Annotated in this window: 11 protein-coding genes; 4 read left to right on the forward strand and 7 right to left on the reverse strand. The window is 62.1% G+C overall.

Annotation, left to right across the window (positions count from 1 at the left end; genetic code table 11):
* Positions 1–93 precede the first annotated feature (93 nt).
* From GYH35_RS24470 to GYH35_RS24495, 6 genes are all read right to left on the reverse strand, one after another.
* The gene (locus GYH35_RS24470; protein ID WP_161829729.1) at positions 94–1,773 is read right to left on the reverse strand and encodes a GMC oxidoreductase; all 1,680 of its coding nucleotides are present in this window, start codon (positions 1,771–1,773) and stop codon (positions 94–96) included.
* Position 1,774: 1 nt separating this feature from the next.
* Positions 1,775–2,317, reverse strand: coding sequence for a gluconate 2-dehydrogenase subunit 3 family protein (locus tag GYH35_RS24475; protein ID WP_161811814.1), 543 nt, complete (start codon positions 2,315–2,317; stop codon positions 1,775–1,777).
* Between the two features lie 137 nt (positions 2,318–2,454).
* Entirely contained in the window at positions 2,455–3,825 is a 1,371-nt protein-coding gene (locus GYH35_RS24480) for an alkaline phosphatase family protein (protein WP_161829730.1), read from the reverse strand.
* Between the two features lie 29 nt (positions 3,826–3,854).
* Positions 3,855–5,717, reverse strand: coding sequence for a TonB-dependent receptor (locus GYH35_RS24485; protein ID WP_161829731.1), 1,863 nt, complete (start codon positions 5,715–5,717; stop codon positions 3,855–3,857).
* A 39-nt stretch (positions 5,718–5,756) separates the two neighbouring features.
* Positions 5,757–6,710 carry a FecR family protein gene (locus GYH35_RS24490; RefSeq protein ID WP_161811811.1) on the reverse strand — a complete coding sequence of 318 codons (954 nt, stop codon included), beginning with the start codon at positions 6,708–6,710 and terminating at the stop codon, positions 5,757–5,759.
* On the reverse strand, positions 6,670–7,257 hold the full coding sequence (locus GYH35_RS24495) for an RNA polymerase sigma factor (RefSeq protein ID WP_161829732.1): 588 nt from the start codon (positions 7,255–7,257) through the stop codon (positions 6,670–6,672). The genes GYH35_RS24490 and GYH35_RS24495 overlap by 41 nt, the downstream gene beginning before the upstream one ends.
* Positions 7,258–7,445: 188 nt before the next feature.
* Here GYH35_RS24495 and GYH35_RS24500 point away from each other — a divergent pair, with 188 nt between their 5' ends.
* The 3 genes from GYH35_RS24500 (at position 7,446) to GYH35_RS24510 (ending at position 12,811) form a co-directional block, all read left to right on the forward strand.
* Positions 7,446–10,937, forward strand: a complete 3,492-nt coding sequence (locus GYH35_RS24500; RefSeq protein ID WP_161829733.1) for a chemotaxis protein CheB — start codon at positions 7,446–7,448, stop codon at positions 10,935–10,937.
* 10 nt (positions 10,938–10,947) lie between these two features.
* On the forward strand, positions 10,948–11,319 hold the full coding sequence (locus tag GYH35_RS24505) for a response regulator (RefSeq protein ID WP_161811808.1): 372 nt from the start codon (positions 10,948–10,950) through the stop codon (positions 11,317–11,319).
* Positions 11,320–11,446: 127 nt separating this feature from the next.
* On the forward strand, positions 11,447–12,811 hold the full coding sequence (locus tag GYH35_RS24510) for a family 43 glycosylhydrolase (RefSeq protein ID WP_202624622.1): 1,365 nt from the start codon (positions 11,447–11,449) through the stop codon (positions 12,809–12,811).
* 18 nt (positions 12,812–12,829) lie between these two features.
* On the opposite strand, the gene GYH35_RS24515 is transcribed toward GYH35_RS24510, so the two are convergent.
* Positions 12,830–13,006 (reverse strand): type 2 periplasmic-binding domain-containing protein, encoded by a 177-nt coding sequence (locus GYH35_RS24515; RefSeq protein WP_161829735.1) that lies wholly within the window; start codon positions 13,004–13,006, stop codon positions 12,830–12,832.
* A gap of 330 nt (positions 13,007–13,336) precedes the next feature.
* Here GYH35_RS24515 and GYH35_RS24520 point away from each other — a divergent pair, with 330 nt between their 5' ends.
* On the forward strand, positions 13,337–15,124 hold the full coding sequence (locus GYH35_RS24520; protein WP_202624624.1) for a glycosyl hydrolase family 18 protein: 1,788 nt from the start codon (positions 13,337–13,339) through the stop codon (positions 15,122–15,124).
* Positions 15,125–15,180: the final 56 nt, after the last annotated feature.

Here is a 15,180-nt window from a genome sequence, read left to right on the forward strand (position 1 = left end):
ATTGACGACACTGCAGGAGCTGACGCTCCGGCTACTCCCCTGAGAGGCGGTACGATTAAATCATGCGCCGTCCTGGCGATCAAATTGCTGTCGCTAGATCTCTCCCTTCCCAAGCCGCTCCACCGCGTACGCCGAGGCACGCGCGGTTAGCGCCATATACGTCAGCGACGGATTCTGAGTCGGCGAAGACACCATGCATGAGCCATCGGTGACGAAGACGTTCGGGACGGCATGGACTTGGTTGTGCATATTGAGGACGGATGTCTTCGGGTCGCGCCCCATGCGGGCCGTGCCCATCTCGTGGATCACGCTGCCTGGAACCGTTTCGCGATTGAAGCCCGAGACCTCCTCGACGTCGGCGGCTTTGAGCATCTCGACGGCGTCGGCCATCATCTGCTCGCTCATGCGACGTTCGTTGTCGCGATAGCTCATCGACACGTTGATGGTGGGCAAGCCCCAGGGATCCGGCCGATCGGGATCCAGCCACACCCGGTTGTCTTTGTAAGGAAGGGTCTCGCCATAGCCTTCCATGTAGACCTGCCACTTGCCGGGGCGAGTGATCTCATTCTTGAAAGCGGCGCCAAAGCCCGCGCTCTCCAGGCCGCGGGTCCAGTTCTGGCGTGAGGTGTAGACCTCGTACCCGTAACCGCGCATGAAGCTCTTCTCACGATGAGCAACGTTTCGGAAGCGCGGGATGTACATGCTCGTCGAACGACGACCGCGATAGTAACGATCCGACAGTTGAGAAAACGAGCCAACGGCGCCGCCGCCGTTGTGATGATCCATCAAATAATGGCCGAGCACGCCGCTGTCGTTGCCGAGGCCATTGGGAAAACGCGACGATCTCGAGTTCAAGAGAATGGCGGTAGACCCCAGTGTCGATGCGCACAGGAACACCACTCGCGCGGAATATTCGGTGGTTTGTTTGGTTCGCGCGTCGATCACGCGCACGCCTGTGACTCGTCGCTTCGAATCGTCGTAGATCAGCGAATGAACAATCGAATCGGGCTGCAACGTGAGTCGCCCAGTCGCAGCGGCGGCGGGCAAAGTAACGCCATTGGATGAGAAGTAGGCGCTGAACGGGCAACCGCGCGCGCACTGGTTGCGCCCCTGACAAGGCCCGCGACCATTGTGCTCGCGCGAGAGGACTGCGGTGGCGCTGCAGATCAGCTTGCGATCGGTGAACTTCGCAGCGAAGCGCGAGCGGATGTGCTTCTCGAACGCGTTCATCTCGAACGCCGGCTGCAGCACCTGGTCAGGCAGTTGGGGCAAGCCCGCGTTCTCACCGCTCGCGCCAATGAATCGTTCGACGTGTTCGTACCAGGGCGCGATGTCGGCGTAGCGAATCGGCCAATCGACGCCCGTGCCTTCCCGCAGGTTCGCTTCGAAATCGAGATCGCTGTAACGAAACACGTGGCGCGCCCACATCAGCGAACGCCCGCCGACGTGGCTGCCGCGATACCAGTTGAACGGCTGCGCCTGGGCGTAGGGATGCTCCAGGTCGTTGACGAAATGCTGCTTGGTCGACTGGTCGTAAAGATACAAAGTCGACTGGATCGGTTGAGCGGCGCGATCCTGCTGGCTTGGCCGGTTGTAGTGAGGCAATTGCCACGGATCCTGCAGCGCCGTTCTGTAGTCGACGATGTGACGAAGATTGCGCCCGCGCTCCAGCACCAGCGTCTTCAGCCCGCGTTCGGTCAGTTCTTTCGCAGCCCAGCCGCCGGACATGCCGGAGCCCACGACGATCGCATCGAACGTGTTCGCCCTGGCCATCTCAGATCACCCACGCCTTCTGACCGGCCGCCAGCGGAATATCGCCTTGGAATCCGCCTGGCACGCGCTCGTAGGCCAGCGCCTGGGTGGCGCCGATTTCGGAATGGAAGTAGCCGGTGAGGGTGTAGTCCTTCAGGATCTTGAAGAACGACTCGTCGTACGTCAGCACCACATCGGACGCCGCACGTCGCTGCAACCAGGCGAGCCGATCCGGCGCACTCATCGCATCGAAACCCTCGGCCGCAAGCGCCGCGAGTCCCTGCCGGAATGTCGCTTGCTGTTTGGGTGAGGCGCATGCACTCAGCGCCACATCGACGAATTCGTGCGTGCCTGCGGCCGTGGCCGCCGGCGAATCCGTTTCAGGAAGGATGAGATCTACCAGGACAGCGACGCGGCTCAACTCGGCAGCCGATAGGAAAATCGGATCGCGTGGACTCGCGGCTGCCGCTGTTCGGCTTGCGACAAAAGCGGCGACGACTTGAGAAAAACTCGCGTGGGCCATCAGCACCGATGTCCCTTGCAGAAAGTTACGTCGATTGATCATGGACCCTCCCCCGCTTCGCCACGCTCGAATCGGCAGCTTTTTGTTACCGGTAACACCGGTCGGGAGGGATACTAGAGCCAAGTCAGGCGGCCGGGCAAGAACCTTTCCTGCCCGGTCCCCCGCCGACGAAATTCTTCTCAGCGCAGCGGCAACGGCGACATCTTGGCCGTCGGCAGTTGCACGCCAAGCTCCAGCGCCAGCGTCGGCGCGATCTGGCGGATGTCGATCGTGCCCAGGTTCCTCCCGGCCTGGATGCCCGGCCCCATCACGAAGAACGCCGAGTTCATTTCCGGGTGCGTGTTGCGGTAACCATGCATGCCGGTGGTTTTGGATTTGGGCTGAACCACCTCGCCGGTCAACGCCTCGCCCATCGCGAAGCCGGAGTTGCAATCCACCAGGAATGACGCCTGAGGCAGCGCGCCTTCGGCGACGGCCTCGGGCCCGCGCAACACGCCGGCGATGCCGGTCTTCGTATCGGCGGCCAGTTCGGTGAGGATCTTGTCCACCGTGGCGAACGTGGCGCGGTCATTTCGATCTTTCAGCACGACCGAGGAACTGCCACCGGAATTCCAGGAGTAGGCCCGCCAGGATTTGAGCTTGCCGTCGCTGCCCAACTCGATCAGCCCGGCCTTGGCGAACGCCGCGTTCAGATTGACCGTGGCGTTGACCGGAATGAATCCATGGTCGGAGACGATCGCGATGGTGGCATTCGGATGCGCCTTGCGTTCGGCGGCAATCATTCTTCCGATCAATCCATCGAGTTGCTCCAGCAGCTCGCGCGCTGCCTCGTTGACCGGCAGCGGCCCCTTCGCGTGTTGCACGCTATCGAGCCCGACGATGTGGACCGTCAGAAGCTGCGGCCGCGCTTTCTCGATCATCGCGATCGCGATTTCGGTCAGCCTCGCGTCGAAGCTCGATCCGTCCTCGTGAGCTGCGCCTCCGAACACAGCGCCGACGTTCTCGATCGATTCGAGAAAGCCACGTGGCGTCGACACTGCGTTCAACAGGTAATTGTCCGAAGGCTGCTTGACGCGCCAGTATTCCGGCATGTTGTAGTCGATGGACGAATGCGCCACCGACACCGGCCACAACACCGCGGCCGTCGTCAGGCCCTTGGCCTTGGCCGCATCCCACAACGTGGGCGCCTTGATCTGGGCGCCGTACCAGTTCCATGCGCCCTTCTCCACACCTTCGGGGTCGAACACAGTGTTGGTATGAATGCCGTGCTCGGCCGGTGCGACGCCCGTTACCAGCGCAATATGATTCGGATACGTAACCGTCGGCGTCACGTTGATGACGGCGCTGGCATACGCACCTTTCGAGACGAACTCGCGCAGCACGGGGGCTTTCACCCCATATTTCTGCGCTTCGATCAGGTAGCTCGGATGCAGCCCGTCGATGGAAATGAGCAGCACGGCCCGCTCCGACGACGCAGCGTGAATCGGCGCGGCGAACGCAAGCAGGAGCAGGACAGGCAGACAGAATCGTCTCGGCAGGAAATGTTTCATGCGGTATCCAGTAATCATCTCGAGCTACATCAGAACCGGTAGGTCCAACCCACGTTGTAATTGCGACCGACCAGGTCGTACACCTGGCCGCCGAAATAAATTCCCGGCTCGCCGAAGCCCATCTGCGGCGGGAACTTGTCGAACAGGTTGTTCACGGCGAAGTTCACCGTGTGGCCGCCAAAGGTATAGCGAGCCGACAAGTCGTGGTAGGTCACGGAAGGCACGGTGTTGTCCTGGTACTGCTCGCCCGACATGGCAAGCACGTTGCCGAGGCCCTTGCCCCAGTAGCGGGAGCTCAGCGCCATTCCGAAGTTGCCAACGTCGTACGTGGTGGTCAGCGTGGCGCGAGTTTTCGGATTGGTATAAGCGCCATCTCTGCGCTGATCGCCGGCGGCAACGCCCGGCGTCGTTTCAAGAACGTCTTCGATCAGGCGGGTGCCGGCGAGCCGGAAGCCCAGGCGGCCGGGACCGACATCGATGCGATAGCTCAAGCTCACATCGACGCCGTTGGCATACAAGCGCGAAATGTTGGCCTGCTGCGCTTTCACCCACAGTGCCGCGCCCGCTGGCATCAGAATGCCGTGTTGGGAGGTCGGAACATTCGGCGTGAGATTGCGCCCCTGCGCCGCGCAGTACTGGTTATCGATGCTCGGCATGTCGACGCACAGGTTCAGGACCTGTGTGTAGCTGAGCTGATAGATGACGTCTTCGATATCGATGTCCCAGTAGTCCACCGTCAGATCGAAGTTCGGCAGGAAGCTCGGCTGCCACACGAAGCCGATCGTCAGACTGTCCGAGGTTTCCGGGCCCAACTCCGGATTGCCACCGGTCGTGACATGCGGACCGACCTTGGGATCCACGATTCCGGGCGCCGGTACGCCGAGCGCGGCGCAGTTCGCCGCACGCTCCGCCGTCGCGTAATACGACGCGACCATGCAGGGATCGGTGATCGAACCGAGCGTCGTGTTGGTGAAGACCGGTTCGTAAAGCTCGCCGAAGTTAGGCGTGCGCACACTGCGTGACTGCACGCCGCGCATGGAGAATCCTTGCAGCGGCTCCCAGATGAGACCGGCCTTCCACGCATTGGTGCCGCCGACGGTGTTGTAGTCCGAATAGCGGTAAGCCAGTTCCAGGTTGACGCGCCTCGCGAACGGCGCATCTGCAAGCACTGGCACCAGCACTTCGGTGAAGACTTCCTTCACGCTCGCCGAAACATCCAGCTCCGAACGCGCGCCAGGACCGCCGCCATAGACCAGCTCGCCGGACAGCGCCATGGGATCGTCTTCGTTTTTCAGCGTGTCCTTGCGGTACTCGACGCCGAATGCGTAACCGATCTTGCCCGCCGGCAGCTGAAACGCCGAACCATGGATCTCTGCACCGAACAGCTGCTGGGTCGTGGTGCGGTATTCGTCGCGATCGGACATCACATAGTTTTTCAGTGCTTCGCTCGCCGGAATCTGGCTGAAGATGTTGAGCGGAACACAACCCTCGGCGCGCGCCGCTTCGCTGCGGCAGACCGGCGTGCCGTTCGGGCCGGTAATCACGTCGCGCGCGGCGAGCCAATGTGACTTCCACGGCACATTGCCTTGAATGGCGTGGTCCTTCACCCGGCCGTACTGGGCAAACGCGCTCCAATTGATGTCTGCGGCGATTTCGCCGGAAAGCTCCATGCCGACAGTCGAGGTCCTGCGGCGATGATCCTCCTCGCGCACCGGAAAGTTGCCGTAGGTGCGATCGATATTCAGGCTGGTCAGCCCCTTGCGCGTGCGCAGTGGCCGCAAATCCCAGGGCGGAAACAATGGCGGCGGCAACGAAGTTGCCTGTCCGCCGAGTGAAGGAACGCATCGCTGTCGAAGCTCCGATGAGTAAGTGAATCGGAGTTCAAGACGCACGGTTGCGGCGGATCCTTCGTCTGTCACCAAAGATTCACACTACTCCTGCCGCTGCAGGACGATGTCGCGCCCACGCCGGACCACGCGCGCATTCGCGACGACGGCGGCCGCCTGAGCGAACCGCTCGGGATCGTGAGCGATGAACAAGCCGACGATCCTGACCTCGCCAACCTCGGCATCGTCGATCACGATCTTAGTTTCGTTGAGGCTGTTGAAACGGGCGACGGCCGATGCGATCGATACATCGTCCAGCGAAATCTGAGCGACCGCGGGTGCCGGCAGTGCGTGAGTTTGTTCGTTCGCTTCCGGTCCCGGATCGAGCGTCAACTCACCGCCTGCATGAAGCAGCACGGCCTGCTCGCGGTCGTCACGCGCCCACACCAGCACGCTGCCTTCCGAAACATGGACCGCCGCGCCGGCGACGCCGTGCCTGCGGACGGAATATTCTGTGCCCGTGGCCTGCGCGTACACCTCACCGGATCTAACGACGAACGGTCTGGAGGTGTCCTTCGCGACCTTGAATGTCGCTTCTCCTCCGTGCAACGTGATGCGCCGATCGTGATCGGACAAGGCAACGTCGATCCGTGCGTCCGCGAGCAGCGTCACCACCGAGCCGTCGCGAAGATTCATGACCTGGTTCATTGTCGGCTGCGGACGTAGCACGTTTACATCGAGTGCGATCATCACGAGGATGCTGGCAGCGATGGCCACACACCCGGAAGCGATGCGCATGGCCCACCGGACCCTCGACGTGCGAGGTGCGATCTCGGCATCGGCAACAGGCAGCGGCGGCCCAGACACAACCGCATGCTCCATGGCATGCAGCCCAGCCTGGGCGCGCAGGTAAGCACCGCGATGCCGTCGATCGGCTGCGAGCCAGGCCTCCAGCTCAGCCCGACTCTCGCTGGTCATCTCGCCGTAAGCGGAGCGGGCTGCCCAGTGGGCCGCCGCTTCATCGACGGAAGTTGCGCTTGCGGAATTGGCTCTTGCCAACAGCGTCTACCTTTCGTTCTGTGCTCTCGTCCCGATCTGCCGCGGCGTCCAGCACACTCTTCAAGCCGCGCGCGATGTGATTCTCGACGACGCTTTCGCTGACCCCCAGCCGCAAGGCCGTATCCCTCTGCGACAAGCCTTCGATACGGCGCAGCTCGATCACCCGCCGGCAGGTCCAGGTCAGTTTCGACAGCAAGTCGTTCACTCGCTCGAGTCTTTGGCTGGCGTCGACGACCCGGTCGGGCGACGGACTTTCATCCAAGACGTTCGACCACTCGATTTCCGTCACCCGGCTGAAATTTTCCACCTTGGCGCGACGCATGAGATCGGTCGCTACGGCATGCGCGGTCCGGAAGAAATAGGAGCGCAGGTTGTCGATGTGATCGATGCTGTCGAGGCTGGCGATGCGGCTGTAGGACTCCTGGATCAGGTCGTCGATATCCAGCGTGTTGCCCCAGCGCCGCTTGAGCCAATTACGCACCAGTGCCTCATGCGGAAGAATCTCGTTCGCTACTCGAGCGGCAATGGACTTGCTCTGGTCCTTCATCGAACCGATTCGGCAACGCTCATGGAGCACGGAACTTCGTGGGGGATTCACGATTATGCAAGCGCGACCGTGAACGTTTTGTGACAACCGGGCCGTCGCACAGGGAACAGGATAACGCTCCACCGCGTTGAATCCGCGCAGCTTCGGCTGCGTCAGCGGTGCTCTGCTTCCTTGTATGAATCGAATAAATGACGGACAAGGTTGAAGAAATTGCGAGCCGTGAAGGGCTGCTCTCGCCCGACCGGCCGGACCTCGGCGCCTTTCCGGCGCTTTGCCCGGTCGTCGGCCTCGGCGCTTCGGCCGGCGGTCTCGAAGCCTTCCAAATGTTTCTCGGGGCGGCGCCCGCCGATGCCGGCTTCGCCTATGTGCTGGTCCAGCACCTCGATCCCAATCACGAAAGCATGTTGGGCGAGCTGTTGGCTCGCCGCACTTCGATGCCCGTGCGCCAGATCGTCGACAACATGGCGATCGAACCCAATTGCGTTTATCTCATTCCGCCGAACGCCAGCCTGACGATCGAACAAGCGCGCTTGCGGTTGTGCGGTTTCGCCGAACCGCGCGGTTTTCGCCGGCCCATCGACGTGTTCTTCCGCAGCCTTGCCGCCGACCAAGGTCAAAACGCCGCCTGTATCGTGTTGTCGGGCACGGGCGCCGACGGCAGCGAAGGGCTGCGCGCCATCAAAGAGGCGGGGGGTCTCACGTTGGTGCAGGACCCGAACACGGCGAAATACGACGGCATGCCCAAGAGCGCCGTGGCCACCGGCCTGGTCGACAAGGTCCTCGCGGTCGCAGATATGCCCGATGCGATTCGCGATTACTTCGAGCGCGGCCAGGCCAGCGTCGTCAATCTGCCGGATGTCACCGATTTTCTGCTCGGTGTCTGCGAACATCTGCGGCATCGGCTCGGGCACGACTTCAGTCAATACAAGCGCAGCACGATGCTTCGGCGCGTCCAGCGCCGCATGCAGGTGGTCGGCGCCTCCACCGCCGAGGAATACCTCGAACGTCTGGAAAGCAAGGCGGACGAAGCGCGGCTCCTGTTTCGCGATCTTCTCATCAACGTCACGTGTTTCTTTCGCGACGCGGAGGCATTCGACTTCCTGCGCCGCGAAGTCATTCCGGCATTACTGCGCGACAAAGGCGCCGGCGACACGGTACGAATCTGGACGCCGGGCTGCTCCAGCGGCGAGGAGGCGTATAGCATCGCCATCCTGATCGCGGAGGCGCTCAGCCGGATGCAGGCGCGACCGACCATACAGATCTTCGCCACCGACATCGACGAAGCCATGCTGCAGAAGGCGCGCGCCGCGAGCTACCCGCAATCCGCGGTCAAGGACGTTCCGCTCGAACTGCTCGACCGTTATTTCTACGCCCAGGACGACGATTACGCGCTGACGCAATCGGTGCGCGACATGGTGCGCGTCTCCAATCACAACCTGATCAAGGACCCGCCGTTCTCGCGCGTGGACATGATCGTTTGCCGCAACCTGCTCATCTATCTGAATTCCAATCTGCAGCAGCGCCTCATTCCAGTGTTTCACTATGCACTGAAGCCGCAGGGCTGGCTGTTTCTCGGCTCCGCGGAAAACATCGCCGCCCGCAACGATATCTTCGACACCGTCGATGCCCCGGCGAAGGTATACCGCCGCCGCGGGTCGCACCGTCAATCCGTCGCAATGCCGCTGTTCGTCCAGCCGTTGGCGCTCGCTGCCGCCGATCCGTTGCCAGCGCAGGACGCGCGGCGGCCGCTCGATCGGTCTGACACAGCGGGACGACGCATCCTGGAGCGCTATGCCCCGCCGCACGTCGTGGTCAATTCCGACAGCGACATCGTTCGCGCTTCGGGCCGCACTGGAAAGTACCTGGAACTGGCGGAAGGAACGCCTTCCAACAAAGTGACCGATCTGGCCAAGCGGGGCCTGAGGTCCGCGGTACGGTCCGTGCTCGAAGGCGCGCGCTCCACCAGGAAGCGCACCATCAAACGCGACGTCGCCGTCGAAGGCGACGATGAGAGCGTGCTGCACGTCGATGTGATCGCCGATCCGCTCAACGAAGAAGACGTGCTGCTCGTCTTCCAGGACGCCGGCGCGGGCCGCGAAACCGACGCCGATACGGACGTGCAGGAGGAAAGCTATTCCCAGGAGGAGCGCATCAAGCAGCTCGAAGACGAGCTCGACGAGACTCGCTCGCGCCTGCGCACGACGATCGAGGAGCTCGAGACCTCGAACGAGGAGCTGAAGAGCTCCAACGAAGAAATGATGTCGATGAACGAGGAGTTGCAATCGGCCAACGAGGAGCTCGCGACCGTCAACGAAGAGCTGAAGAACAAGGTCGATCAGCTCGCCCGGGCCAACAGCGACCTGCAGAACTTCATCGAGAGCACGCAGGTGCCGACGATCTTCCTGGATCGCAAGATGCGCATCCGGAGCTTCACGCCGGCCACGCGGGGCCTGTTCCGCTTCCAGGAGCAGGATCGCGGCCGCCTGTTTTCGGACGTGGTGTCGCGTGCGGATCAACGGCAATTGGAAGCACTCGGCCGTAAGGTGCTCGAAACCGGCGAGCCGGTCGAGCAGGAACTGGCGATCGAGGACGGCGACGAAAGCTACGTGCTGCGAGTTCTGCCGTACCGGGATCTCAACGATGCCATCGACGGCGTGATCCTGGTCTTTGCCGATGTCACCAAGGTGCGGCAGGCGCAGGCCGATGTGGCGCGCAACGAAGGGCTCGCGCGCCAGCGCAGCCGGGAAATCGAGACGCTGTACAAGACCGCACCGGTGGGCATGGCGATGGTAGATCGCAACCGTCGCTTCCTGCGCGTCAATCAGCACTTCGCCGTTCTTGCCGAGCACAGCATGGACGTTCTCATCGGGCGCACTTTGGAAGATATGATCCCTGCGCTGGCCGAGCGAATGGCGGCGCCGGTCGTCGAAGTGTTCGAACAGGCCAAGGCGGCGGTCAATATCGATGCGACCGTGCGCATCAATGGCGACGCCGCGCGCGATTTTCTGATCGATTTCTATCCGTACGAGGAAGATGGCCGCGTGGCCGCGGTGGGCGTCATCCTCAAAGATGTCACGGAGCTCAGGCGGCTGGAAAAAGAACTGCGCCGCTTGATGGATGAGCTGCAGCACCGGGTGAAGAACACGCTGGCCACCGTCGCTTCCATCGTGAACCAGACGGTGGGTTCGAAGACCGAACGCACCGAGCTCGTGGACACGCTCAAACGGCGCATCGGCGCCCTCGCCGCCACGCATAACCTGCTCACGCTGCAGGATTGGCGCGACGCTTCGCTGCGAGACATCCTCGATGCCGAGCTCACCCCTTATGACCACAAGGGCCGCATCAGTCTGGACGGGCCCGGAGTGCGGCTGCCGCCCAAGCACGCGCTCAGCCTGACATTGACGCTGCATGAGCTGACGACGAACGCCGCGAAGTACGGCGCGTTGGCTCACGAGGGCGGCAAGCTCGCGATCGATTGGATCGTCAGCGTCGACGCTGCCGGCCGCTGCCTCACGCTGCGCTGGGTGGAGACCGGCGTTCCGGGCCTCTCGCCCGAGAAAGTCAAAGAGAGCTTCGGTACCAAGCTCATCCGGAACGCCGTTTCGCACGACCTGCAGGGGACGTGCGACTACCGGCTCGCGCCAGGCGGGTTGAACTGCACATTCTCGATGCGATTCTAGGGGTGAAAACGTGCCAAGCCTCGATGGCGCCAGCGTGCTGCTGCTTGAAGATGAATTCGTGGTCGCGCTCGACGCCGAGCAGATGCTGCAAGAGCTTGGAGTGGTGCGAGTCGAGACCGCCGCCACCTTGAGCGAAGCCGAAGCACGCGCGCGCGCAGGACACTTCGACGTCGCCGTGCTCGATGTGAACATCAACGGCCAGATGAGCTTTGACTTGGCGGAATCACTGCGCGCCCGTGGCACGGCCGTCGTATTCGCAACCGGCTACGAACTCAAGGACCGCGCCCTCCCTAACATCGACAGCGCGCTTTGCGTGAGCAAACCCTATACCAGCGAGCGCTTGCGGCAGGCGCTTTGCGCCGCGTTAGCGGAGGCTAAATAGCCCTGGTGACTCGGGGCTCCCGGTGCGGCACAATTGTCTGAGTTGTTCACTGAGCCCTCATAGCCCGATGACTTACCTCTCGCGCCGCCTGTTCCTGGGCGGAGCCACGGCTTTGGCCGCATACCCCATGCTTACGCAATCAGCAGCTTCTGCGTCTTCTGCCGCCGCCGAAAATCCGCTCGTGCGGCAACGGGCCGATGCTCAGATCTTCCGTCATGACGGCAGCTACTACATGGCGGCATCGGTCCCTGAGTATGACCGCGTGATCATTCGGCGCTCACCGACCCTGGCGGGCCTGGGTACCGCGGAGGAAACAGTCGTGTGGCGACGGCCGGCGAGCGGCCGCATGGCAGGTTATATCTGGGCGCCCGAGCTGCACCTCCTCGACGGTCGCTGGCACATCTATTTCGCGGCCGGCGATGGTGACGACAAGTTTCGCATTCGAACTTACGTGTTGCGTGCTGCCGGCTCCGATCCTGTTACGTCGAAGTGGGAGTTGCTGGGAAAGCTCGAAACGCCGTGGGACACGTTCACGCTGGACTCGACGATATTCGAGCACCGCGGCGTGCGCTACATCAGCTGGGCGCAACACGAGCCAGGATTCGAGAACAACACGAACGTTTATCTCGCGCCGCTCGCCACACCCACTACGCTCGCAAAGGCGCCAGCGCGGCTGACCGCGCCGACGCTCGAATGGGAGATTCAAGGCTTCAAGGTCAATGAAGGCCCAGCGTTTCTAGCGCGCCATGGACGACTGTTCATGACCTACTCCGCGAGCGCGACCGACGATCGTTACTGCCTGGGCCTGCTCACTGCGGCCGACGACGCAGACATCATGAATCCCGCCGCGTGGACCAAAGCGCCGCAGCCCGTGTTCGTCAGCTCCCCGGCCACCAGCGTATATGGCCCCGGGCACAACAGTTTCACCGTCGATGAGCAAGGTCATGACCTGCTCGTCTATCACGGGCGCGATTACCAAAAGATCGTCGGCGATCCGCTGTTCGATCCGAATCGTCACACCCGGATTCAGCGGCTCTATTTCCGCGCGGACGGCACGCCGGACTTCGGCATTCCGGTCGGCAATGGAGCGTTGCCTAATCGCTGGTCGCCCCGCGACAGCCCCAACCAGTTCGTCCGCGTCAGCGGCAAACGCGTCACCGTCGGCGCCGGCCCGGTCGCCACCACTCAGTTCCGGCAGGTCCCCAGCCGCTTGGATCCCAAACAAATATCGCTCGTGCCCATCGAGTCACCTACGAGCAAACTCGTCGTCGGCAGCGATTCAACCGTGACTGTGGCGCGCGACGATGGCAGCACCGCGTTCGCCCAGCGCAGCAGCTTCATCAAGCAGCGAGGGCTCGCCGATGCGAAAGGCGTTAGCTTCGCCTCCTCTGCTTCGCCAGCGAGCTACTTACGGAACAACAACGGCGCGTTGCGTCTTGGCGGCGTGAATTCGGCAGCGGATCGAGCGTCAGCGACTTTCATTGCGAGCTGAAACATTAGCTGAGCCAGCTCATGTCTCCTGCAACTGATCGAAACTCCGCGCGAGAAATTCGATGAGCGCGCGAACCGAGGGGAGCAGCCCCCGGCGCGATGGAAACACTGCGTGCACGATGCCGGGCTTCGATGTCCACTCGGGGATGAGCTTGATCAGACGACGGTCACGCAGTTCGTCCTCCACGATCATCATGACGCCGTCGATGTGAATAGCCGGCCGCCGCCTTCAAGCGGCGGCCGTGGTTGCGAGCAGACGCTACTGAGCATGTAATTGGTACTCACGATAATACCTTTACAATACCAATAATTCCGCCGCCAGAGGTTCGGATCCTCATCTAATTATCCGTTTTTATTACGGTTTCTCGTCTACCACGAGAGGCGCACGCCGGCACTTGCCTTTCGTTTTTCATTGGTACTATATTGGACTTACGTGGTACCACCGTGTCTCATCGGCCATGCCACGCGCGAAAGGAATCGATCAGGAAGGAGCTCAGCTCTCCCAACCATCACGGAGGAATTCGCAGTGACCGCATCAATTGCACGCGTCCCATTGGCCCTCGTCGCGATGTTTCTATGGCTGTTGTCTACATCGCTCGCGATGGCGCAAGCACAGCCGTGTCCCTATCCCGCGTGGAGCAGCAGCTCCATATATACAAACGGCAACCGCGTCACGTATCAAAGCGCGGCGTACGAAGCGAAATGGTGGACACAGAACGAAATTCCCACGCAGTCCGGCGAATGGGGAGTGTGGCGCAAGCTGCATGATTGCAGCACCGGCGCGAATCAGCCGCCGACCGCCAATGCCGGAGCGGATCGCAATGTCACTCCCGGCTCGGCCACGACACTGGCGGGCTCCGGAACGGATGTCGACGGCTCCATCGCCAGTTATCTCTGGACACAAACAGCGGGACCCGGCGTCACCCTGAATGGCGCAAGCACCGCAACGGCAAGTTTCACCGCGCCGTCCTCGAACACGACCTTGACGTTCCGCCTCAGGGTCACGGACAACCAAGGCGCGACCGCGACCGATGACGTCACGATCACCGTCACGCAGAACCCCGGGGGTGGCGGCAAGCAGGTCGGCGCCTACTTCACCCAGTGGGGCATCTATCAGCGCAACTATCATGTGAAGAACATCGATACTTCCGGCGCGGCATCGCGGCTCACGTTCATCAACTACGCGTTCGGCAACGTCTATAACGACGGACGCTGCGGCATCGTCACCCGGGCAGAAACCGGCACCGGCGATGGCGGCGATGGTTATGCCGATTATCAGAAGTCTTACGACGCAGCGGGTTCGGTGGACGGTGTCGGCGATATCTGGAGTCAGCCGCTGAAAGGCAACTTCAATCAGTTGAAGAAACTCAAGGCGCGTCACCCGCAGATCAAGACGTTCATCTCGCTCGGCGGCTGGACGTGGTCGAAGAACTTCAGCCGCTTCTCACAAACAGACGCGGCACGCCAGACCCTGGTCGCCTCCTGCATCGATATCTATCTCAAAGGCAATCTGCCGGTCGCGGACGGCGCGGGCGGCCCGGCCGCGGGCGTGGGCGTATTCGACGGCATCGATATCGACTGGGAATTCCCGGGCGGTGGCGGCATGCCGTACAACACCGTGAGCCCGGCGGACAAAACCAACTTCACGCTGCTGCTCGGCGAATTCCGTCGTCAGCTCACTCAGCTGACCGCGCAGACCGGCCGTCAGTACTACCTGACGGTGGCGATCGGCGCCGGCGCGGACAAGATCGACAACACGGAGCCCGCGGCGTACTCGCAGCATCTGGATTGGATCAATGTGATGAGCTACGACTATCACGGCGGGTTCGAGCCGCAGGGTCCGACGAATTTCCAGTCGAATCTGCACATGGATCCCAACAATCCCGCCACGGGCGTGGCGAAGACCTATGCCACGGAGACCGCCGTGAACAAGTTGCTGGGTGCTGGCGTGCCGGCGAGCAAGCTGGTGATCGGCATTCCATTTTATGGCCGCGGCTGGACCGGCGTCGCCAATGGCGGCACGAACGGCCTGTATCAACCCGCCAGCGGGCCCGCGTTTGGCACGTATGAACAAGGCATCGAAGATTACAAAGTGCTCGCGCCGCGCAATGCGCCGAAGTTCTATCACCCGGTGACCAAGCAGCTGTGGACCTACAACGGCACCGAGTTCTGGAGCTTCGACGATGCAACGGTGATCGCGACCAAAGCCGCGTACGTCAATAATCTGGGACTGGGCGGTTTGTTCTCGTGGTCGCTGGATGGCGACGATGCCAACGCGACGTTAGTGAAGGAGACCGCGAAGGTTCGGCAGTGACGAACGACTGAATCGACTCCCACAGGCGGCGTCGATCTTCATCGATCGATGCCGCC

The sequence above is a fragment of the Steroidobacter agaridevorans genome (assembly GCF_009932555.1).
Classification (GTDB): Bacteria; Pseudomonadota; Gammaproteobacteria; order Steroidobacterales; family Steroidobacteraceae; genus Steroidobacter; species Steroidobacter agaridevorans.

Excerpts from the sequence above, each read along its gene's own strand:
- GYH35_RS24480 (WP_161829730.1), bottom strand. The coding sequence starts at position 3,825 with ATGAAACATTTCCTGCCGAGACGATTCTGTCTGCCTGTCCTGCTCCTG.
- GYH35_RS24475 (WP_161811814.1), bottom strand. The coding sequence starts at position 2,317 with ATGATCAATCGACGTAACTTTCTGCAAGGGACATCGGTGCTGATGGCC.
- GYH35_RS24510 (WP_202624622.1), top strand. The coding sequence starts at position 11,447 with ATGCTTACGCAATCAGCAGCTTCTGCGTCTTCTGCCGCCGCCGAAAAT.
- GYH35_RS24495 (WP_161829732.1), bottom strand. The coding sequence starts at position 7,257 with ATGAAGGACCAGAGCAAGTCCATTGCCGCTCGAGTAGCGAACGAGATT.
- GYH35_RS24470 (WP_161829729.1), bottom strand. The coding sequence starts at position 1,773 with ATGGCCAGGGCGAACACGTTCGATGCGATCGTCGTGGGCTCCGGCATG.
- GYH35_RS24515 (WP_161829735.1), bottom strand. The coding sequence starts at position 13,006 with ATGATGATCGTGGAGGACGAACTGCGTGACCGTCGTCTGATCAAGCTC.
- GYH35_RS24500 (WP_161829733.1), top strand. The coding sequence starts at position 7,446 with ATGACGGACAAGGTTGAAGAAATTGCGAGCCGTGAAGGGCTGCTCTCG.